This is a genomic window from Paenibacillus sp. FSL K6-1330 (assembly GCF_037976825.1).
In the GTDB taxonomy this organism is placed as follows: Bacteria; Bacillota; Bacilli; order Paenibacillales; family Paenibacillaceae; genus Paenibacillus_AQ.
Window position 1 is genome coordinate 2,835,354 of sequence record NZ_CP150269.1, and the last position, 23,048, is coordinate 2,858,401.

General features: G+C 49.1%; 17 protein-coding genes. 16 read left to right on the forward strand and 1 reads right to left on the reverse strand.

Annotated elements, in window-relative coordinates; translation table 11 throughout:
- Nucleotides 1–70 precede the first annotated feature (70 nt).
- The gene (locus NYE54_RS12925; RefSeq protein WP_076321328.1) at nt 71–256 is read left to right on the forward strand and encodes a hypothetical protein; all 186 of its coding nucleotides are present in this window, start codon (nt 71–73) and stop codon (nt 254–256) included.
- A 122-nt stretch (nt 257–378) separates the two neighbouring features.
- Here NYE54_RS12925 and NYE54_RS12930 read toward each other — a convergent pair whose 3' ends face one another.
- Complete coding sequence (locus NYE54_RS12930) at nt 379–1,308, reverse strand: LysR family transcriptional regulator (RefSeq protein WP_339272226.1); 930 nt, start codon at nt 1,306–1,308, stop codon at nt 379–381.
- Nucleotides 1,309–1,488: 180 nt separating this feature from the next.
- On the opposite strand from NYE54_RS12930, the gene leuC reads away from it, so the two are divergent.
- The 15 genes from leuC to NYE54_RS13005 all read left to right on the forward strand — a co-directional run bounded on the left by leuC (nt 1,489) and on the right by NYE54_RS13005 (nt 23,014).
- Nucleotides 1,489–2,913, forward strand: a complete 1,425-nt coding sequence (leuC, locus tag NYE54_RS12935; RefSeq protein ID WP_076321329.1) for a 3-isopropylmalate dehydratase large subunit — start codon at nt 1,489–1,491, stop codon at nt 2,911–2,913.
- A gap of 20 nt (nt 2,914–2,933) precedes the next feature.
- Nucleotides 2,934–3,536, forward strand: coding sequence for a 3-isopropylmalate dehydratase small subunit (gene leuD / locus NYE54_RS12940; protein ID WP_076321023.1), 603 nt, complete (start codon nt 2,934–2,936; stop codon nt 3,534–3,536).
- 236 nt (nt 3,537–3,772) lie between these two features.
- The gene (locus NYE54_RS12945; RefSeq protein ID WP_339272230.1) at nt 3,773–5,209 is read left to right on the forward strand and encodes an N-acetylmuramoyl-L-alanine amidase family protein; all 1,437 of its coding nucleotides are present in this window, start codon (nt 3,773–3,775) and stop codon (nt 5,207–5,209) included.
- A gap of 40 nt (nt 5,210–5,249) precedes the next feature.
- Nucleotides 5,250–5,936: a GerMN domain-containing protein gene (locus NYE54_RS12950; protein ID WP_339272232.1), complete on the forward strand. Its 687-nt coding sequence runs from the start codon at nt 5,250–5,252 to the stop codon at nt 5,934–5,936.
- Nucleotides 5,937–6,137: 201 nt separating this feature from the next.
- A complete protein-coding gene (locus NYE54_RS12955; protein ID WP_339272233.1) occupies nt 6,138–7,517 on the forward strand; it encodes an N-acetylmuramoyl-L-alanine amidase family protein in 1,380 nt (459 codons plus the stop codon).
- Between the two features lie 39 nt (nt 7,518–7,556).
- Nucleotides 7,557–8,156: a GerMN domain-containing protein gene (locus NYE54_RS12960; RefSeq protein WP_339272234.1), complete on the forward strand. Its 600-nt coding sequence runs from the start codon at nt 7,557–7,559 to the stop codon at nt 8,154–8,156.
- 78 nt (nt 8,157–8,234) lie between these two features.
- Nucleotides 8,235–10,964 (forward strand): S-layer homology domain-containing protein, encoded by a 2,730-nt coding sequence (locus NYE54_RS12965; protein ID WP_339272236.1) that lies wholly within the window; start codon nt 8,235–8,237, stop codon nt 10,962–10,964.
- A gap of 84 nt (nt 10,965–11,048) precedes the next feature.
- Nucleotides 11,049–11,720 carry an endonuclease III gene (gene nth, locus NYE54_RS12970; protein ID WP_076321029.1) on the forward strand — a complete coding sequence of 224 codons (672 nt, stop codon included), beginning with the start codon at nt 11,049–11,051 and terminating at the stop codon, nt 11,718–11,720.
- A 252-nt stretch (nt 11,721–11,972) separates the two neighbouring features.
- Complete coding sequence (locus NYE54_RS12975) at nt 11,973–12,254, forward strand: hypothetical protein (RefSeq protein WP_015734596.1); 282 nt, start codon at nt 11,973–11,975, stop codon at nt 12,252–12,254.
- 308 nt (nt 12,255–12,562) lie between these two features.
- On the forward strand, nt 12,563–16,195 hold the full coding sequence (locus tag NYE54_RS12980; RefSeq protein WP_339273482.1) for a dynamin family protein: 3,633 nt from the start codon (nt 12,563–12,565) through the stop codon (nt 16,193–16,195).
- Between the two features lie 527 nt (nt 16,196–16,722).
- Nucleotides 16,723–18,501, forward strand: coding sequence for an ABC transporter ATP-binding protein (locus tag NYE54_RS12985; RefSeq protein ID WP_339272238.1), 1,779 nt, complete (start codon nt 16,723–16,725; stop codon nt 18,499–18,501).
- A complete protein-coding gene (locus NYE54_RS12990; RefSeq protein ID WP_339272239.1) occupies nt 18,498–20,363 on the forward strand; it encodes an ABC transporter ATP-binding protein in 1,866 nt (621 codons plus the stop codon). The genes NYE54_RS12985 and NYE54_RS12990 overlap by 4 nt, the downstream gene beginning before the upstream one ends.
- Nucleotides 20,364–20,504: 141 nt before the next feature.
- Nucleotides 20,505–20,966: a GNAT family N-acetyltransferase gene (locus tag NYE54_RS12995; protein WP_053493894.1), complete on the forward strand. Its 462-nt coding sequence runs from the start codon at nt 20,505–20,507 to the stop codon at nt 20,964–20,966.
- 275 nt (nt 20,967–21,241) lie between these two features.
- The gene (locus tag NYE54_RS13000) at nt 21,242–22,015 is read left to right on the forward strand and encodes a CAP domain-containing protein (protein ID WP_339272243.1); all 774 of its coding nucleotides are present in this window, start codon (nt 21,242–21,244) and stop codon (nt 22,013–22,015) included.
- A 147-nt stretch (nt 22,016–22,162) separates the two neighbouring features.
- On the forward strand, nt 22,163–23,014 hold the full coding sequence (locus tag NYE54_RS13005; RefSeq protein ID WP_339272245.1) for a GDSL-type esterase/lipase family protein: 852 nt from the start codon (nt 22,163–22,165) through the stop codon (nt 23,012–23,014).
- The last annotated feature ends 34 nt before the right edge of the window (nt 23,015–23,048 follow it).

Genomic DNA, 23,048 nt, shown 5'->3' on the forward strand with positions numbered 1-23,048 from the left:
AAAAATGAAGTTTCATCTGGGCAGAGGCGGGTATACTATGGGTAATCCGTCTGAGAGGAGGCTTTGAATGATGGCAGAGAACAACCAATTCGACAGCCAAAACCATGAGCAGGAAGAAGAACAGAAACAACAGTTCCGCAGCTTTGTTGAGAATGTTGCCGGAGGCGGCAACGGGAAGAATGAATCGATTCAGGATCAGTCCCGTACTGCCGATGAACAGAACCGATTGATTGATCAGCATAATTTGCGCAAATAAACCTCCGTCTATGATGAAATGGGTAACCGTTTTACTTTCAGGAGAAAAAGAGGCATAGCCACTGTCATTCGACGATGGTTATGCCTCTTTATTTGTATAGGGGCTGCATTCATTTGCGTTTATTAATCTTGAACGCTTTCCACAACCAGCTTGTCCATAACCTGCTTGAACGTATCAATGAACGCATCCGCGGCTTTGGACAGATACCGGCCGTTACGGTAAGCCACGACCAGCGTACGGCTCGGAACCGGATCAGCGAGCGGCAAGTAGACCGGAATAAACTCGCTGCGTTTCGCACGGGCGATAAAACGAGGCACCAGCGTTATGCCCATTCCGGTTGCGACCAGAGATTGGAGCGTCTCGATGTTGTTGCTCTCGAAGACAACGTTCGGTTCAAAGCCGGCCTCCCGACATATATCAAAGGTAAGCTTTCGGAAGCCCTGTCCTTTTTTGAGGACAACAAATGCTTCGTTCCGGATTTCGTCGATCGTAATGGGCCGAACGGGATCAGAGGCTGCCCGCTGCGCAAGCGGATGCTGCGGAGGAACGGCCAAATCGATCATTTCCTCACCGATCGGAATCCAGGACAGCGAAGGCTCGGACAGCGGCAGCGCAAGGAGGCTAAGATCGGCCTTGCCGCTGGCCGTCAGCTTCTCCAGGTTCATGGAGGAGTCTTCCAACAAGGTGATCTCAATATCCGGATATCCCTTTTTAAAGGCTGGCAAAACCCGTGGCAGCAGGTGAGAACCTGTAATCGGCATGCTGCCGACTACGACTTTGCCCTTACGAAGCTGGGAGATGTCCGACATCTCCTGTTTCAGCTGCTCGACGGCGTCCATAATCTTCTGTGCATGCTCGACAAAGCTGGCTCCGGCATGGGTAAGCTCAACGTTGCTCGTATTGCGCTGGAACAGCAGCACGCCGAGCTCTTTCTCCAGCTTGGAGAGCTGCTGGCTCAAGGAAGGCTGGGCGATATGAAGCTTCTCCGCGGCACGGGAGAAATTTTTATCCGCCGCGATTTGCAGCGTATATTGCAGTTGTCTCAGTTCCATTTAAGCATCACTCCGTTATAGCTGAATCCTATTACATCTATAGATATTATATCTTGGAACAATGAAGAAGGAAATGATATATTACTATCAACGTAAAGATGATGCGTTGTAGATCTTCCTTAAAAGAAGATAACAAGCAATTATCTTCTCATGGACGTAAAGAACAATGGGGTGATGATGATGAGTAAGAAGACAATGTTCGAGAAAATTTGGGATAACCACGTTATTCATCAAGAAGAAGGTAAACCGGGTATTTTGTACATCGACTTGCATTTGGTTCACGAGGTAACTTCCCCGCAAGCATTTGAAGGTTTGCGTCTTAGCGGCCGTAAAGTACGCCGTCCTGAACTGACCTTCGCAACGATGGATCACAACGTGCCAACGAAAGACCGTTTTAACATTACGGATCCGATTTCGAAGCAGCAAATTGATACCCTGACCAAGAACTGTCAGGATTTTGGCGTTACCCTGTATGATCTCGATACGATTGATCAAGGCGTTGTGCACGTAATGGGGCCGGAACTTGGTTTAACGCATCCAGGCAAAACGATTGTGTGCGGAGACAGCCATACATCCACTCACGGTGCATTCGGCGCACTTGCGTTCGGTATCGGTACGAGCGAGGTTGAGCATGTGCTGGCAACCCAATGTTTGCAGCAGGCGAAAGCGAAGACCATGGAAGTGCGTTTTGTCGGTCGCCGCAATCCGGGCGTAACGGCTAAGGACATGATCCTTGGCGTGATCGCGAAATACGGTACTGATTTTGCAACAGGTTATGTTATTGAGTATACGGGTGAAGCGATCCGCGAACTGTCGATGGAAGAGCGCATGACCGTATGTAACATGTCCATCGAAGGGGGAGCCAGAGCGGGCATGATCGCTCCGGATGAAACGACGTTTGAATACTTGCGCGGACGTCAACATGTTCCGCAAGGTGAAGCTTTTGATGCTGCAGTAGCAGCTTGGAAAAACCTTGTCACAGACGAAGGAGCCGAGTTCGACGTGGTGGTCGAGTTCGATGTAGAATCTCTGATCCCACAAGTGACCTGGGGAACGAGTCCGGGAATGGGTACTGGCATTTCCTCAACGGTTCCTAACCCTGCGGATTTCAAGACCGAGAATGAGCGCAAGGCAGCGGAGAAAGCTCTGGAGTATATGGCCCTCGTGCCAGGGACTCCAATATCCGAGATTCCGATCGATTATGTCTTTATCGGTTCTTGCACGAATGGACGCATTGAAGATTTGCGTGCAGCAGCAGCTGTAGCGAAGGGACATAAAGTGTCCAGCAATGTAACGGCCATCGTTGTTCCAGGGTCAGGCCGAGTGAAGATCCAGGCTGAACAAGAAGGGCTCGACAAAATTTTTGTTGAAGCGGGTTTCGAATGGCGTGAAGCAGGCTGCAGTATGTGTCTCGCGATGAATCCGGATGTACTGAAGCCGGGCCAGCGCTGCGCATCCACATCCAATCGTAACTTCGAAGGACGCCAAGGCCGGGGCGGCAGAACGCATCTCGTATCGCCGGCTATGGCAGCGGCAGCTGCGGTTAAAGGGCGCTTCGTGGATGTACGTGACTGGAACTTTGTAGCCGAAGAAGTTGTGAGCTAAGAAGGACGGAGGAGAAGTTTATGCAAGCATTTACGAAATTACACGGTATAGTCGCACCTGTGGACCGGGTGAATGTAGATACGGACGCCATTATTCCGAAACAGTTTTTGAAGCGGATTGAACGTACAGGATTTGGACAGTTTCTGTTTTACGAATGGCGGTTTGATGAAGAGGGAGGCAATATCGACACCTTCTCGCTGAATCAGCCCCGCTACCAAGGCTCAACCATCCTGATTTCCCGTGCCAACTTTGGCTGCGGCTCTTCCCGTGAGCATGCCCCTTGGGCGATTCTCGACTACGGATTCCGCGTGGTCATCGCTCCATCGTTTGCTGATATTTTCTACAATAACTGCTTTAAGAACGGGATTCTACCGATCAAACTGTCGGAGGAGCAAGTGGAGGAACTGTTCCAGCGCACAGAAGCTACAGAAGGTTATAAGCTGAACGTCGATCTGGAGAGCAAAACGATTACAGATGATCAAGGACTCCATATTGACTTTGATCTCGACGAGCACCGCCGTCAATTCCTGCTTCAAGGACTGGATGACATCGGATTGACACTGCAGCATGAAAGTGCAATCGATGCTTACGAGAAGAAGCATGGGGAGCGTCTGTTCGCTTAATCTCGTAATTACACGGCAAAAGGTTACAAGATTATTAAACTTCCATTTCCTGTGTAGGAAATGGAAGTTTTTTTTGGTATTATGGAATTAATATGCAGCGATAGCCAAGAGAAACCACTGTTTTATGTCAGTATTTGTCCGGCGGCGTGTTGTCGGGAATGTGCTGATTTACATATTTTTAGTTTTTTGCTAGATTTGCTTTTCAAATTTAATCATGGGATGATCGAGGTGGATTCATGAAGAAGTTAGGGTTTGTAATGATGTTGATAGTCTTCTTGCTGGCGTTTCCGAAAAGTGGCGAAGCCAGTTCTTCAAATGCAAGCATTTTTCTTGACGGAGAACCATTGAATTTGTCTTCGGGCGTTCAGGTAGCCAACATGAAAGGTAACGTGATGATTCCGATCCGCGTGGTATCCGAGAATCTCGGGTTCAAGGTAGGTTGGGAGAAGGCCAGTCAAACGGTAACGGTCGAGAACAGTGAGAAGGCTGTTCGTATGGTGGTCGGCAGCCAACAGGCTGAGATGAACGGTGCCCAGGTTGAACTGAACTTGGCCCCTGTCTTAAATGGACAGAACACGCTTGTGCCGCTCCGGTTTGTGAGTGAGCAGATGGGGCTTGATGTGAAATGGGACAACCAAACAAAGGCTGTGTTCCTCTCCAGCTCCATTCCAACGGTTTCTGAAGGAGAGGTTGATCCTGCTGACGGAAACCATTCGGGCAGTGAAACGCCCCCGCCTGTCGAATCAGGAAACCAGGCTGCAATGACAGGGCTTAGCTTTAGCGACAACCGGTTGATGATTGCTACAGATGGTACGGTTACGCCGAAAGTATCCAGCATAACGGGACCGGACCGGATTGTGATCGATCTTCCAAATACCGTCTTCTCTTCTTCGTTCTTGGATGGACATGCAGCGAATGCACAAAGCGGCGGTTCGATGGCAATCACGGATTATCCTGACGTTATGAATGTACGATATGCCATGTTCAGTGACAATCCGTCAACCGCGCGTATTGTCATCGACCTGACAGGTCCTAAAAGTTATGGGGTAACCCAAGAAGCGGGGCTCATTATTGTTGATCTGAACGCCGAAGGGGATATCCTCGTGCCTCCAGTTCCGCCGGTAACCGCCAACGGCAAGAAGACGGTTGTCATTGATGCCGGTCATGGAGGAATCAAGCCTGGCTCGATTAGTATTTCAGGAAAGACGGAGAAATCTTTCAATTTGGATCTTTCTCTGAAGGTTGAAGCACTTCTGAAGAATGAGAAAGATCTCAATGTCGTGATGACTCGCAGTGATGATTCTCATCTTGAACTTAGTGATCGCACTAAGATCGCGAATAATCTGAATGCAGATATATTCGTATCCATTCACGCCAACAGCAGCACGACCAGCAGTCCGAATGGTACCGAAACTCTGTATACGAGAGATTCAAGCAAATCCTTGGCGAATATTATGCATAAACATCTGATCAAAGCGACAGGTTTGAAAGATCGCAGCGCTAAGTACAGCAATCTTCATGTTACGAGAGAAACGAAGATGCCAGCCGTCCTGCTCGAGATTGGCTTTTTGAGCAACAAGGGTGACGAAGCCCAGTTGTTTAATGACGATTTCCAGAATCGTGTTGCACAAGGTATTGTAGCGGGTATTAAAGAATATCTTCAAGTACAATAATGTGTACAAGATTTGATGAACCTAGAGGGGGACGAAAGTCATGAACAAAAAATATTGGATGACAGGATTGCTGGCGCTACTGCTTGCATTTAGTGCCGGCTGTGGACAGAAGCCGACAGCAGCCCCTGCCGACACAAATCCGGAGACAGAAGCAGGAGAAGTACAAACGCCGCAGGATAATCCGGGGGGGACGGCTGCTGATGATCATAAGGAAGATGACGCAACATCAGTAAACGCGGGCGAGGGAGCAAGCACACCGCCGCAGAATACAACCGGTGAAAGTACTGGAACGCCTGTGGATACAAAGGATGTGAATGCAACGGAGGACCAAGCGAAGAAGGCCAATATTAAACTCTATTATACGGACCCCGAGATGATGGATCTGAAAGAGGCAAGCAAAGAAATCACGTACTCGGGTGAAGAAGATAAATATAAGAAAGCCTTTGAAGGACTTCAAACGAGCAGTGATGCCGAACTAAGTCCACTATGGTCGGATAAGATTACGCTGAAGTCACTTAAGTTTGATAAAGGAGCTTTGACGCTGGATATCACCAAACCAGCCGAAGCCAACCTCGGATCCGGAGGGGAAATGTTTGCGATTGATGCCTTGCAGAAAACCTTCTTCCAGTTCGATGAGGTGCAGTCTCTGGAATTGCTAGTAGACGGTAATCAGATCGAAAGCTTAATGGGACATGTTGAGCTAGAGCATCCAATGACCCGGAAATAGACATAAAGAACTATTTGTGAAATTCATACGAAGGACTAAACACCTATTTCGGTTTTTGAAATAGGTGTTTTTTTGGTAAAAAGGGAACAATTTCGCAACTTTCAGTGTGACTTTGCGTCTATAGGTTGTCAGGTAATGTCGGACAGGCCGAGTGCAGGAACGCCAATCTATGGCAAAATAATAGGATGGTAGGGGTGAAGGATGAAGAAGTTCGGTTTTTTAATGTTTCTTGTTGTCATCATGATTGCGTTTCCTAAAATGGCGGATGCGAGTTCGTACAGCGCAAAGATTTACCTGGATGGCCAACAAATCAATCTGTCATCTGGCGTGAAGGTCGAGAACAATAACGGTACAGTCATGGTTCCGATCCGTGTCATTTCCGAGAATCTGGGATTTGACGTGTACTGGAGCAAGGCAGCCAAGACGGTAACTGTACAAGACGGCTCGCAGACAGTAACGATGGTGATTGGAAGTCAGCAAGCTGACATCAACGGTCAACGTATACAAATGACCAAAGCACCCGTTCTTCGCGAAGGAACAACACTGGTTCCCCTCCGTTTTGTAAGTGAGCAGATGGGTCTTCAAGTAAGATGGGATAACGCGCAAAAGGCAGTTTATCTGACCTCGTCTTATGACGGGAGTAACCCTGGTGAAGAACCCGGCGTAACTACGTCGACCGTGGACGGTATCAGTTTCAGCGAAAACAGGCTGATGGTCGCCGTTACGGGCTCTGCGAAGCCGAATGTATCAAAGCTTAGCAATCCGGACCGTATAGTCATCGATATGGTGAACACGAATTTCTCGGATACGTTCAGCAGTAACGCCAGCTTTGATGACGTGATGAAGACCGGTCAGATGGACGTAACGGGATATCCGGATGTCAAATCCGTACGTTACTCCTTGTACAACAGCAATCCGATGACCGTGCGCATTGTCATTGATCTCAACTACGCCAAGAATTACACCGTTTCAGGCCTTGAGAACGGATCGGGCCTGTTCATTGTGGATTTGAATACGGGCTCTAACCCGGTACCTGGTACAGGTGGTAAGAAACTCGTGGTCATTGATGCGGGTCATGGAGATCACGACCCGGGAGCAATCGGGGTAACGAAGAAGAGGGAGAAGGATTTCAACCTGGCAATGGCGCTGAAAGTTGAGAAACTGTTGGCCAAAGAACAAAATATCGAAGTCGTTTTAACTCGCAGTAACGATACTTTCCTCGAGCTGAAGGAACGCGCAAAAATTGCGAATGATCTGAAGGCTGATGTTTTCATATCGATACATGCTAATAGTGGCCCTTCCACTGCAAGCGGAACCGAAACGTATTACTACCATGAATCTGACAAGGCGCTGGCGAATGCACTCCATAAAGAGATCGTCAAGGCCATGGGATTAAAGGATCGCGGAGTGAGGTATGGTAATTTCCATGTTATTCGTGAGACGAAAATGCCCGGTGCCTTGCTCGAAGTCGGATTCGTGAGCAACAAGACCGATGAGAGCAAGCTATTTGATCCGGCAACGCAGGATCGCGTGGCAGAGGCCATTGTCAGAGGCATCAAAAATTATTTGAAGGTTGATTAACGATACGACAGGTATCGTGATTGCAGGAGGTGGCTACTTTTGAATAAAAAAATATGGTCGGCTGGCCTACTGGCAGCCGTAATGCTGATTGGTGCTGGTTGTGGACAGAAACCCGGAGCGGCCCCGGACAATACGCCTGGGCAAGTAACGCCTGCACCTGATGATCAGACAGGACAGAGTAATAATGGAACGTCGAATGGATCAGGTGGATCGTCTACGGGCAGCGGCAGCGAAGTGACAACGCCGGAAGCGAAAACCGAGAGCATCAAAGCCTATTACACGGATCCTGATATGATGGAGCTGGTAGAAGGTACGGCAGAAATTTCGTATAAAGAAGATCAAGAAAAATACGAAGCGGCTTATCAAGCATTGCAGAAGAGTGGTAATGCCGAAATGATTCCTCTGTGGGACAAAATCGGGCTGAATTCCCTGAAATTTGAAAACGGGGCGTTGACACTCGATGTGACGGTCCCGGACGAAGCCAACCTGGGTGCAGGCGGAGAGTCGTTTGCTGTCGATGCGATCAAAAAAACTTTTTTCCAGTTTGAAGAAGTAAAATCACTTCAAATTCTGGTGGATGGTCAGCAGACCGAATCGTTAATGGGTCATGTCGATTTGGAAAATCCAATGACTCGGTAATGATGGTTGAAGGAGATCACGATCTGCTGTCGAATATTAGTATATGATGAAGCAGTAGTTATTGAGAGGGGAAAGAAAATGGTACTTAGACACAGCAAACATGTTCATTCCAAAAAAGTGGTCTCCGCCGTCATGGCCGGACTTATAGCATTCGGAGGCGGGGCTTCGATCGTCTCGGCAGATGAAGAAACGGCAAATGCGACAACGGCAAATGTCGGCCAAACGGCCATTAACGGATTCAGTGACGTTAATGCCGGATATTGGGGAGAGAAGTATATTTATCAATTAGCAGCACAGGGGATCGTGACCGGAAATAACGGAAAGTTTCGTCCGAACGATCCAGTAACACAGCAGGAAGCTGTAACCATGGCGATCCGTTTCTTAAGCAAGCAGGATCAATTAAGCAGCGGCGCTGCGACATTACCGACAAATATTAAAGTGAATGATTATTTTACGAAGTATGTTGAACTGGCTTTTCAGCAAAACCTGCTCGACAAGCAAAAAGAATCCGGATATACGGATGAGAAAGTCATTTGGGGCGCGCAGAAAGCATCCCGGGAATGGATAACCGAAGTGCTTGTCCGTTCCATTGGACGTACCGCGGAAGCCAACGCAGCCAATAATAAAGCGACAGGCTTTGCGGATAACGCCAAGATATCCCCGGATCGTCTGGGTTATGTGAATGTAGCGGTTGAGCTTGGACTTGCAAAAGGCGTGAACGGCAACAAGTTCGATCCGCAAGGGGCCGTTACCCGTGCCCAGCTTGCAACGTTCCTTAGCCGGGCTCAAGCCTATATTACTACAAATTACGAGAACCAATACAAAGGCTCCATCGCTGCGATCGAGAACGGTAAGTTGGAGCTGTACGCCGATGGCAAGCTGAATTCATTCAAACTGGATAATTCCACAGCGTATTTCACCTCCGATTCGGAGAAGAGATTGCAATTCTCGGAGATCAATCCTTACACTCAAGCGGTGGTTGTCGTGAATAACGGAACGGCTGCTTACGTGGAAATTACGGATCCAACCCAGCAAGTGGAGCGGTTTGACCGCACGTATGCACGCTTATCGCCGGACAACCTCATTTGGCTGGATACAGGCAGCACCTTTGAAGAGCTGAGTTACGACCCAAGTACAGTGTTCCTGGATCAGAACGGTACGAAGATCGATCCAAAGACGCTTGCAGCCGGCAGTCTGCTTACGATTGAACGTGAAACATACAGCCCGCAGAAGAAAATCGTTTCAATCCGCGTAAAGAGCGGCTTGGTTAACAAAACGGGAGCAGGCATCGTTCAGAACGTGGATACGGCCAACAAAAGAGTAACCCTTAAGGATAGCACCGGTTATGAGGATACGTACACGTGGGATGATGCAACCGTTATTCGCTATCAGAATCAAATTTTGGCTCCGGCGGAGCTCAAGAATGGCTACACCGTGAACTTTTCGGTAAGAAACAGCGTTATTCAGTCGTTGGAAGTCACGCAAAGCGTCGATCGTACCGTGCAGGCGACTCTGTACTCTGTTGAAGAAAACGGAAAGACAATCACTTACAAGCGCAGTGGAAGTACACAGCTCGAAACGAAGTATTTGGCAGAGAAGCCGGAAATCATCATGGGTGGCGTGGCAAAACCGGTTCTGTCCGATTTGCTCGCTGACGCGGTATCCGGGGACCAAGTGACACTGACCATTAACGGTGAGGAAAAGATTTCGAAAATCGAAGTAACGGGGCGTCAAATTGAGCAGTTGGATGCCGCTACCGTCGTAAACTACGATGCCAAGACGAGGTGGCTGACTGTTAAGGATGCGAACAACCTGCCTCGTGTGATCGTTTTGGATGACAAGACAAAGCTGGAATCAAGCTACGGAACGACGCTGGATCGAGTGGAACCTTTGCTTGTCTCAGGACGCAAAGTAAGTGTCTCTCTGATCGGTACCCGCGTACTTTCATTGGAAGTGGTATATAAAGTTGAAGGTAAAATCAGCAACATTAACACATCCAAGAGAGTGATTTCGATTGTGACCGCTAGTGGAAAAGTGGAGGAAATCTCATACTACAATAGTCCGGTTGTGGAAATCTTCGGCAGATCAGGCGTAACCCTGGCGGATTTACGGATCGGTGACGAAGTGTCAGCCCAGCTGTCGAACAATCAGGATTACTTGCAGAGCTTAAAACTCAAAACTTCCGCCCAATTCGAGGTGGTATCTACGGAACCAACAAGGAATCGGATTCGAGTGAAAGCGAACGGTTCTACAAGCGATATATATACCGAAAAAACCATATTTACCGGTGAAAGCGGACAAGCAATTCTGCTCAATGACTTGCGTCCGGGAGCACTCGTTAATATAACGTTCCAAGGCTTAACGCCTGTCGCGGTTGCCGAAGTTAAATTGACGCTTGGCGAAGTGACAAGCGCAGATGTTTCCGGAAATGCACTGACCGTGAAGGATTATTCAGGCAACAGTCAGACGTTAGGCGTGAGCGGTGGGGTCAAAGTCGTTAAGAATGGTTCGACGGCTTCGAATTTAAGCACATTGACCGCTGGAGATCGCGTTGAGATTCGAAAAGATATTCAAGGCGTAACGATCGTGCAGGTTCTGGAGAAGGTTGAACGTGCATTCTGGCAGGCAAGCAATACGGAAATTCAAGTGAAGCGCAAATCGATTAACGATAATTTCCGGTATGCATTATCCGATAAAGTATTTGTTCATCAAGGTGACACTACTTTGTCCGTGCAATCCCTTAAGGAAAATGATAATATTGTACTGTACTTAAACAACGGTGTCGTTGTTGAGATCGTAAAACAGTAAATTATCGACCTGGGATTGCTCGAGAAACACCGTCTTGATGCGGGGATTTCCGCATCAAGATTTTTTTTTGCGGGAGGGAAACATATGAATGCGGCAACGGTACGGCATATTTTGGACACGATGGAGAGCATGTTTCCGGATGCACATTGCGAGCTGAATCACAGCAATGCGTTTGAGCTGACCATCGCCGTGCTGCTGTCCGCTCAGTGCACGGATGAAACGGTTAATAAGGTGACAAAGGATCTGTTTCAGAAATACAAAACGCCTTTGGATTATGTATCGGTACCGATCGAGGAACTTGAGCAGGATATCAGACGGATCGGATTATACCGGAATAAGGCCAAACATATTCAGAATTTGTGCAGGATTCTGATCGAACAGTATGGCGGTGAGGTGCCGGAGGCTCATGATGAGCTGGTTAAATTACCTGGGGTTGGACGAAAGACAGCTAATGTCGTCGTTTCCAATGCTTTTGGTGTGCCTGCCATCGCGGTTGACACGCATGTGGAGCGAGTTTCCAAGCGACTTGGACTGGCCGCCTGGAAAGATTCCGTGCTGGAAGTGGAGAAAAAGCTGATGAAGCGGGTACCGCGTGAAGAATGGACGCTGACCCATCATCGGATCATTTTTTTCGGACGGTATCACTGTAAGGCTCAAAATCCGCAATGCCCGGTATGTCCATTGCTGGATGTTTGCCGTGAAGGAAAGAAACGTATGAAAACCTTAGCAGTCAGGAAGAATAAGGAACAATTGTAAAACCAGCAAGAAATAGACAAAAAAGAGGTTCATCTGATTCATCGGGAATACGGCACTTTAATGAATAGCTAGCGAAATGGACATAATTGTAAGCAAGCGCAAAGCTTGCCTTTGTCTCCGGATTTCTATCTTTAGCCGCATGGGAGAATGGAGATCTGGAAACAACAGTATCAAAGGTCGGTTTTCGCGAGGTGAAAGAGGACGGTATCCTGGATCGGCATGAGCTAAATTTAAAAGAGGATGGGATTACACATGAAATGCATCTCTGTTTACACCGACAATTTTGAATTGTTCTCAGATATTTTTGAACATGTGGTGGAGAGCCAAAACCAACTGAGTGAGAATGAAGAGCAAGAAGTCGAAGGCGTGACGTTCAGTCATTCCGGGGATGCTCCTGAGCATTATTTGGAGCGTATGTCACAGAAGCCCGAAGTCGTGGTCATGCGCGATAAATCACGCGGATTAACTATTCTGCAGCACGGAAATGTCTTCGAAATTTTGATTCCGGCAGAAGAAAACACCGTTGTATCTTAAGTTCTTCAAATTTGATGTTTTAAAAAATGAGATAAACCTGGTGCTTACAGGGTAATCGAGTGTGAACTCTCACCTCATTCCTTCCGTATGTGTCGGTTTATGAAGCTTTGGATTAATGGCAGGCAAGGAAGATCACTTCCTTGCCTGCCATTTTGCATAGATAAGGACTGTCATATCAAGAAAGGCCCCCGAAAATGAAATGCAATGATTCCTTTACGGCACAAGCGGTGATAAAATAAAATGATGTGAATAGATAGTGTCAGAAATTGAGAGATCAATGGACAGGAGCGAGAAATACATTGAAGTTGATGGCTGAGCATGAAATCGGATACAGTGTGACGGAACTAACCAGAGTTCGAGATCGTTTCTTGGAGTGGAATGACGAATCTTCCTCCGCTTTGACTGAGGATTTAATACGCAAGGGTACAGGCGGCGAGCTAACGCTGGCTTTCTGCGGGCATTTTTCCGCCGGGAAGTCGAGCATGATTAATGCGCTTTGCGGCAAAAAGGTGCTGCCTTCAGGTCCGATACCGACGAGCGCGAATGTGGTTACGATCCGAAGCGGTGAGCCGCGGGCGTTGATTCACCGATCTGCTGGGGAGCCTGGTGAGCCCATAACGGTAACGATTGACGAACTTGCCGAATACTGCAAGGAGGGCCGGGAGTATTCCGCGATTGAAGTGTGGGATGATGTGCCGCTGCTTGGCGAAGATGGCGTCTTGATGGATACCCCCGGGGTCGATTCAACGGATGACGGGCACCGGCTTGCCACGCATTCCGCCCTGCATATGGCTGACATCGTTTTTTACGTCATGGATTATAATCATGTACAGTCGGAGAGTAATCTGATGTTTGCCAAGAGCTTGTCGGATTGGGGGAAACCGCTGTACCTGATCGTCAATCAGATTGACAAGCATCGTGATGATGAATTAACGTTGTCTTCTTATCTAAACGACGTGAAGAAGGCGTTCGTCCAGTGGAAGATCACATATAAAGGGCTGTTATGCACTTCGCTTAAAGTTCAGGACCATCCCTATAACCAATGGGAAACGCTGAAGGCTTTGATCGGTGAGTTGATATCCCATAAGGAACCGTTGCTGCGCTACAGCGTATCCTGCTCTATTCGCCATGCTGCTGATCAGCATGTGGAAGCCTATACCCGCAGCCATCAGGAAGAGAAGGAGCGGCTGCTGGAGGAAATGGGTGGCGAGGAGGCAGCTGCGGCGATGAAAGCACGGCTGCAGGAGCTGGAGGAGCAAAAAAGATCCGCCCAGCTGCTGCCGGAATCCGTTCGGACGGAACTCCGCAAAGAAGCGGATGCCCTTCTGGCAAATGCCAATTTGACGCCGGCGGATGTTCGGGATTTAAGTCTCTCCTTTCTGGAAAGCCGCAAGAGTGGTTTTAAAGTCGGATTTCTGTTCACAGGCGGCAAGACGGAGGAGGAGCGTCGGCGTCGTCTGGAGTCATTCCATCATCGATTGGAGGAACAGACCGCATCGCAGATCGATTGGCATCTGCGTTCGCTGTTCCGTAAAAGCGTGGAGCAGCATACGGAGTGGAGTTCCGAGTGGGAGAGTTTGATGGACGCTGAACTTCCCGGTGTGCGGGAGGATATGATTACGCGGACCGTGAATCCGGAAGCGACAGTGTCCGGAGAATATGTATTGAACTATAACCGGGAGCTGGCCGAGGAAATCAAGGGCAGCTACCGCCGGGCCGTGTTGGTGCTTGCCGACCGGCTGAAGGCGGTATTGACGGACGCTGCGACTGTCCGTTTGCAGGAACTGGAGCGCCAGCGCGCCGAGCTCTTGGCGCAATCCGCGGCTTCCGCCAGCTACGATAGCCTGCAGCAGGCGGAAGCCGCCCGCGCGGCCGAGCTGGCGCAGCTGCTCCCGCCGCGCACCTCCCTCACCCCCGGCCTCCTGCCGGAGGTGAGGGAGCCGGAAGGGCAGCCCGCGCAAGCGGCTGCCCAGGGCGGCGCCCCGGCGGCGCAGCCGGGGCAAGGGCGCACGGCGCCCCGCCCCGCCGCTGCGCAGGCGGCGGCACCGCAGCGGCGCCAGCGGCTGGATGCCGCGGCAGCCGAGCTGCGCGCAGCGGCGGCGCTGCTGGCGCCGCACCCCGCGCTTGTCTCGGCCGCGCGGGATCTGACCGCCCGCGCGGATGCGCTTGCGGGCGGCTCGTTCACGTTGGCGCTGTTCGGCGCGTTCAGCGCCGGGAAGTCCTCCTTCGCCAATGCACTGCTTGGCGAGTCGGTCCTGCCGGTGTCACCGCACCCGACAACGGCGGCGGTGAACCGGATTCTGGCACCGGCTGAAGGGAAATCCCATGGTACCGCAGCCGTGCGCATGAAGAGCCGCGATATGTGGTGGGAGGATCTGAAGTACTCCTTCAGCGTGTTGGGTCTCCAAGAACCGAATCCGGGGAATTGGCGAAGCGTGGCTGAAGAATTGAATCCGGCCGGTATTCACCCGGCCGGCTTGCCGCATTACGGGTTTCTGAAGGCCGCCGCCGCCGGCTTTGATGTGATGGAGTCCAAACTGGGTACGACAGAAACAGTAGAATTGGTGGAATATCGAGGCTATGTGGCGGACGAAACCAAATCCTGTTTTGTTGACGGGATTGATCTGTATTACAGCTGTCCGATGACAGAGCAAGGGATCGTGCTGGTGGATACGCCTGGAGCCGATTCTCTGCATGCTCGGCATACGGGCGTAACGTTTAATTATATTAAGAACGCGGATGCCATCGTATACGTAACGTATTACAACCACGCCTTCTCCAAAGCGGATCGGCAATTCCTGTCCCAGCTGGGCAGGGTTAAAGACAGTTTTGCTCTGGATAAAATGTTTTTTATCGTCAATGCCGCAGACCTTGCACAATCCGAAGAGGAGCTGGATGAGGTGGTGAAGCATGTTCGTACCAACTTGACATCCAGTGGGGTAGGCAGCCCGCATATCTTCCCTGTTTCCAGTCTGGCAGCGCTGGATAGTAAGCTCTATGGGGATGAAACAAAATTGAAGGAATCGGGGTTCCCTGTATTCGAAGGAGCGCTTAGTCGATTTGCGGTTGAAGAGTTGCCAAGGCTTTCAGAGCGCGCGGGTTATGATGAACTGGCTTCGGTGAGGGATCGAATCAGGGCATGGGCCGATATGGCAGCCCAGGATGAGACCACGCGTGAGCGTAAAATCGTGGAGATGGAAGAGGTTCATCAACAAGCCTTATCCCGCCTTGCGGCTTTGACGGAGATTAACATGTCCCGCGATATCGCGCAGGAAAGCAGCGAACTGTTGTTTCATGTACGGCAGCGGCTGGATTATGCCATGAACCGTTTCTTTCAGGAGTCGTTTAATCCTTCCGTGCTCCGGGAGGATGCAGGTCACCTGAAATCGGCCTTTGCGGCATGCGGACGTGATTTGATGCGGACGCTATCCTTGGAGCTGGATCAGGAGCTATGGGCAACAACGCTTCGATTAGAGATGGCCGGTCGCAAATTAACCGAAGAAGCAGCGCTTAAAGCAGCAGCGGATATCAACGGTATGGGCGAAGGCTTGTCTCTTGCTATCCGGCGGGATAAGGACTGGTCACCGCCGGAGCTGGAAGAAACGGAATTGCAAATACAGGGGGACTGGTTGTCCTTCTGGCCGACCTTTAAGAACCCGAAACATTTCTTTGAGGGCAGCGGAAGCTCCAAGCTTCGTGAAGCAGCAGAGCCGAAGGTGAAGGAAGCCGTGGCGAGTGTGGTGAGCATTCGGGAAGAGCAGCTGACGGACCACTATGTTCGGATGAGTGAGCGTTCATTGCAGCATCATGGATCGGTGTTGGAGGAACAGCTGAAGGAATCCATGGCTGCCATCCTCGGTTCGCTTCAGGACGGTCAATCTCCGTTGATGTGGAGTAAGCTGGCAGATGAGCTGGATGTTATGATTCAGGCAGCTCGGTAATGGCGGATTTTATGCGGTCAAGAGCATGTATGCACAACGAATAGTATAGATGTTGGAGTCTGGAGCTCCTAGACGCATAACGATTTTATGCAGGTGAACTCCAATCATACACTCCTCAATCCAAAGGCGTTCCCTATGTCTTCATGGCGGGGCGCCTTTTTTCCTATGCTTATCCGGGCTAATGAAGGTCAAGAGGATGGTATGACGTATTTTAATCCGCTACAACGTTCGTGACTAGGATGAAATCAGCTTAGGATATTACCCTTTTGTAAGCATGTTCAAAAAAGTCGAATAGAGTGGATGAAGCCTGATGGTTGAAGGGACTGACAATGTGATTATATCCCCTAGTATTAATGAGAATTCCCGATGATTTCATTATGAAACAAAGATAAGTTCTACTATTTGCCCCCTTTAGGTCCTTTTGGCTCATTTATGACGGTTTTCCCTCTTTGCCGCGGGTTCAGCTCGATGATAAACTTCATAAATGCTACATAACCTGAACGAAAATAATCCAAAGGAGGATAAACATGAATGTTCTCAGGCAACTGCAGGGCTTCTTTTGGGAGAAACGAAGTTATCTTTTTCTTTCCATGCTGTGTCTGGCGATTGCAACCGCTTTAGGACTTGTCTATCCGCAGCTGTTGAAGGTGCTGATTGACGATGCAATCAAGCTGGAGAATTACGGCATGGTACCGCAGCTGGCGCTCACTGTGCTGGGTGTGGTCATCCTTAAAGCTTTCATGCAGTTTTTGCACGGATTTTTTGGGGGGAGGCTGGGTAACTACCTGGCTTACGCGTTGCGAAACGCCTGCTATGAAAAATTGCAATTTTTATCGTTCCGTTACTATGACACGGCTCGGACCGGGGATTTGATGTCACGGCTGACAGGCGATTTGGAAGCCATCCGAATGTTTATCGGCTTCGGTTTCGCTCAGCTGCTCAATCTGGTATTGATGGTGACTTTCGGTTCCATCATGATGTTTACCATCAGCTGGCAATTGACGCTGGTAACTTTGGTAGCGATGCCATTTTTGGTTGTGGCAGCTCTAAAATTCGAATCCAAGATCCATCCGGCTTTCCAGGAAATGCGTCTGGCACTAAGCTCGCTGACGACTGCGGTTCAGGAGAATATTACGGGTGTTCGTACCGTTAAGTCTTTTGCTCGCGAGCCGCACGAAGTGGAGAAATTCTCTGAACGGAATGAGCGTTACAAAACCAACCAGATTTTTGCCTCTTCACTATGGGCACGGTACTTCCCGATGATGGAGCTCTTTGCGAATATCAGTGTCGTCATTTTGCTTGCCATCGGCGGAGGGATGGTTATCCAAGGCTCCATGACGGTAGGGGAACTAGCAGCTTTCTTTACTTTGATCTGGTACATAATCGGCCCGCTTTGGGGGATTGGATTTCACATTAATAACTACACGCAGTCCAAGGCATCGGGTGAACGGGTGCTGGAGCTGCTGAATCAGCCGATTGATGTTGAAGACCGTGAGCGTGCGGTAGATTTGGTGCCAAACGAGGTGAAGGGCCATGTCGTATTTGATAATGTCACCTTTGCTTACGGTAACAAGATGGCAGCAGTCAAAGATATTAATCTGGATGCTCGTCCCGGCTCGGTGATCGGTTTGCTTGGGGGAACGGGGTCCGGTAAATCGACCATTATTCAACTCTTGATGCATGCCTATAATGTGAATCAGGGCAGCATCAAACTAGACGGCATGAACATTAATGATATTAAGATCCGGAGTCTGCGCAGTCAGATTGCCACGGTCTTCCAGGAGACCTTCTTGTTCTCGTCCAGTATCCGCAACAATATTTCTTACGGCATGAAGGACGTTAGCATGGAAGAGATCATCCGTGTTGCCAAGCTGGCCAAAGCCCATGAGTTTATTATGGAAATGAAGGATGGTTACGATACCATTGTCGGTGAACGGGGGATGGGACTCTCTGGCGGACAGAAGCAGCGGATTGCGATTGCGCGTGCCCTTCTGAAAGATCCGAAAATCCTGATCCTGGATGATGCCACCAGTGCAGTGGATATGGAAACCGAGCATGAAATTCAGTCCGGCTTCCAGGAAGTCATGAACGGCAGAACGACTTTTATTATCGCTCACCGGATCTCTTCCTTGCGTCATGCGGATGAAATTCTCGTTCTGGATGAAGGGAAAGTCGTGCAGCGCGGCAAGCATAACGATTTGATTGCGGTGCCGGGGCCTTACCAGGATGTATACAAAATACAATATGCGGACCTTATTGCGAAGCAAGCTCAAGCAGGAGGTACGCAAGGGCAGGTGCAAGCATGAACGCCAATGTAAATACTGAACCGCATCAGAAGCAAAAGATTCCGAGGCCGCGGAAGCCCTCGGAAGAAACCAATGAACGTTTTGTATACAAGGACGACGATGCAATTGAGAAACCGTTTAACTGGATGCAGCTGACACGTCTGATCTCGTATATGAAACCATACGCGAAACAGATTCTCCCTTTGATCGGGCTTATGATGGTCATCGGTACCATTACGAAGCTGGCCATTCCGTTCTTGACCAGTTTGGCCATTGACCGGGCTATCGAACCGAAGAGTGGGAATCCAAGTCTGACCTTGTTGTATCAGATTACAATCGCGGTTCTGGCGATGTATATCATTCAATGGGTTGCCGGGATATTCCGTATCAAGTTTACGAATATCATCGGTCAGCGGGTCATTTATGACCTGCGAGCGGATCTGTTCCAGCACATTCAGCGCCTTTCCTTTAATTTCTTCGACAAGCGTCCGGCTGGATCTGTGCTGGTCCGGGTTACGAATGATGTTAACTCCCTGCAGGATTTGTTTACTAACGGGGTTGTCAACCTGATCATCGACTGCGTGCAGTTAGTAGGTATTGTGGTCATTCTTCTATTAATAAACTGGAAGCTCGGTCTTGCTGTTATTGTCACGGTACCGATTATGTTCTTCATCTCGACCAAACTCCGTGTACGCATCCGGCGTGCATGGCAGGATGTACGGATTCGGAACTCGCGGATTAACTCCCACTTGAATGAATCGATTCAGGGGATCCGCGTGACCCAAGCTTACACCCAAGAAGAAGAGAATATGAAGTTCTTTGACAACATGAATTTGGACAGCAAAAAGTCCTGGGATAAGGCGTCTGCCATGAACCAAGGGTTTGGGCCTCTTATCGAAATTACCGGTGGTTTTGGTTCACTGATCTTGTTCTGGCTTGGTGCCGTGTTAATCCAACAAGGCGAGCTTACCATCGGTCTGTTAATTGCCTTTACCCAATATGTAGGGAACTTCTGGGAGCCGATCAATCGGCTTGGCCAAATGTATAACCAATTGCTTGTCGCCATGGCTTCCTCTGAACGTATTTTTGAATTTATTGACGAGAAGCCGAGCATTGATGATCAGCCTGGGGCGAAGAAATTGCCGACGATTAAAGGGGACATCAAGCTGGAGAATGTGGTGTTTGAATATGAAAAAGGACGCCAGGCTCTCAAAGGCATCAATCTGGACGTGAAGGCAGGTCAGTCAATTGCGCTGGTCGGTCATACCGGATCAGGCAAGAGCACCATCATTAATCTGCTCAGCCGATTCTATGATATTACCGAAGGTAAATTAACCATCGACGGATACGATATCCAATCGGTAACGGTTGAAAGTCTTCGAAATCAGATTGGCATCGTGCTGCAGGATACCTTCATATTCTCGGGCACGATTCGGGATAATATCCGGTTTGGCCGTCTGGATGCGACTAATGAGGAGATTGAGGATGTAGCCAAGGCGGTCGGCGCACATGAATTTATTGTCCAGATGCCGGGCGGTTACGATACGGAGGTTGAGGAACGCGGGAATATGCTGTCCATGGGCCAGCGGCAGCTGTTGTCCTTTGCCAGAGCGCTCCTTGCCGATCCGCGGATTCTGATTCTGGATGAAGCAACAGCGAGTATCGATACCGAGACGGAGTTGAAAATTCAGGAAGCTCTTAAAGTGCTGCTTAAGGGCCGAACCTCCTTCATCGTAGCCCATCGTTTGTCAACGATCCGCCATGCCGATCATATCGTCGTGTTGGATCATGGCAAGATTATCGAAGAAGGAAATCACAGCCAGCTTATGCAGAAGCAGGGTACGTACCATGGGCTGATTGAAGCACAATACCGATTTTTGTAAAAACGGCTTAACAAAGGTTTAACAAAACCGACACAAATGTAAAAAAAATGTCGCTTGATACTTGCAATCTTCTTCATAAACTTACAAAATAGAAGTAGAGTTTACTCAGAATTCATAGAAGAAGGGAAGCATGAGGGTATAATGAGCATCGAAAGCGTATTATCTGCGCCTGCACTGCTGATTCGAAACTTTGAGAAGAATGATTTGGAAGCTGTCACATCCTTGATGCGCGAACTGAATTATCCGACCACGCTGAATGTCATGCGGGAACGGATGGAAGCCATGAACGACAATCCATTATACGGCAATCTGATTGCTGAGGTTGATGGTGTTGTTGTAGGTATGATCATGCTTCGTCAAGTCAAATCCTTCACTATGACCGAACCGGTCACTCAAATTACTTCGGTTATTGTAACCTCAAGCTGCCGCGGCCAAGGGATTGGCAAAAGATTGATTCGCGGTGCAGAGACATGGGGAAGACAGCATGGTAGCCACCTCTTGTTTCTCACAAGCGGCAACCGGGAAGAACTTGCTCCCGCACATGCATTTTATGAGCATATTGGATTTGAAAAGGCTGGATACCAGTTTAGTAAAAAGCTGTAGTCTTGGTCTTTTCATTAACCCATCCCATTTTTTGGGGTGGGTTTTTTCTTGTTTGGCCTGAAACCCGATTGGGGCTCTTTTATATAAGATAGGTAGGAATTCAAGGACGCTTTTCCAACAATTGCAGGATGGCCGAAGATATCAAATGTGTTACAATGTGTTCGTACGAGATTACAAAAATGTAACTATTGTTTGATCGTCCAGCACCCTAGAAATTCATCTTAGAACGGGCGGTCAAGCAAACTCACAACTATGAGCATAGGAGATGAGCATTCATGAACAACCATTGGATAAAGAAAATCGCAGGCGGCAGCATCGCTGCTGTATTGGCTGTCGGTATCATGCTGCCAACGACGGCGTCTGCTGCACCTGCCGAGAGCAATAATTATGTAAACTGGCAACAAAAGATCCAGGAATTCCTGGAGAGCCAAGGCTTGGAATCACAGTTTAAATGTGTGGTTCAGCAGCCGCAAACCGAAAAGCCTCAGGCAGACAAACCTGTTGAGACTCCGCAAACCAGCAAGCCAGAAACGACTAAACCAGAAACGACTAAACCAGAAACCACAAAACCAGAAACGACTCAACCGGAAACCAGCAAACCGGAAACAAGTAAGCCTGAGACCAGCACTCCATCTACAACACCGTCCCAGCCTTCCGAATCTGCGGGTACAACGGAGAAATCGGATTTTGCTTCCGAAGTTGTCACATTGGTGAACAAAGAACGTGCGAATGCAGGTCTGAAGCCGCTAACAGTCCATGCTAAGCTGACAACCGTGGCGCTGGATAAAGCGAAGGATATGAGTGATAACAATTATTTCAGCCACACTTCGCCGACGCATGGTTCTCCATTTGATATGATGAAAGCTTACGGTATTTCATACGGCTATGCCGGTGAGAATATTGCTAAAGGACAACGTACACCACAGGAAGTCATGAACTCATGGATGAATAGCCAAGGTCATCGTGAAAATATTCTGTCTCCGAACTTTACCAAAATCGGTGTTGGATATTACAACGGATATTGGGTTCAAGAATTCATCAGTGAATAAGCACTTATCTTGTTTCATCTAAAGGGCTGCCCCGGTCACGCATCGAAAGAATGCGTCCGGGGCAGTCTTCTTTGCGTGTTTTGATTTGCAAATTTTTTATAGAAGTCTTAAGGTAATGTACATGAGGAATTTTGTAGGGGGAATGTCATGAAATCATCTGCATGGATATGGCGGATCACTGCCTCCGTGTCGGTTATTGTAACGATTGTGCTTATTCTTGGTTTTGTGTATGCGTTTAAGGATATTAATGATCCGCAAGGACAGCCCTTGCTGACTGGTGGGGGATCCGAGGCGTCCGAAGAAAAGACAGCGCCGGAGAAGCCGGAGAGCGCTCCGTTACAATCGGTTTTGCCGAATGATTTAAAGGTAACTGCGATTGGAGATTCACTGGCCAAGGGAACGGGGGACAATACCGGGAGCGGTTTTGTCCGCCGAAGCGTGGATCAATTAAATGGCGATGGACGAACAGCGAGCCTGCTAGCGAATCTGGCCATAAACGGAATGACTACCGAAGGACTCCTTCCCAAGCTGGACGACAAGGGGATACAGTATGCCTTGAAGCAAGCCAATGTCATTATGCTTTCGATTGGAGGCAATGATATCTTTCAAGGCAGCGGGCTGATGGAAGGGGCGGCGGATTCCGGTGAATTGGAGCTCGAACCTGCTAAGCTGATGGCTGCATTGCCGCAGGCATCTGAACGCCTGCAGGCGATTCTGGAGAAAATTCGCCTCATTAATCCGGATGCGCGAATCGTTTATATCGGTCTGTATCATCCTTTTTCCGATTTGGAAGACTTGTTGATACCCGGCAATATTGTGGTCTCTGCATGGAATCATGCGGTCATGGAGATCGTGAACCGGGATCCCAATATGACATTGGTCCCCACGTTCGATCTGTTTCAGCACAAGCTGGGCGAGTATCTGTCCTCGGACCATTTTCATCCGAACGGGGCAGGATATCAGGCGATAGCGGATCGAATTGTAGAGGGTATGCTGTAGGCATGATGAGGATGTCATATGGGGAGTTGGAACT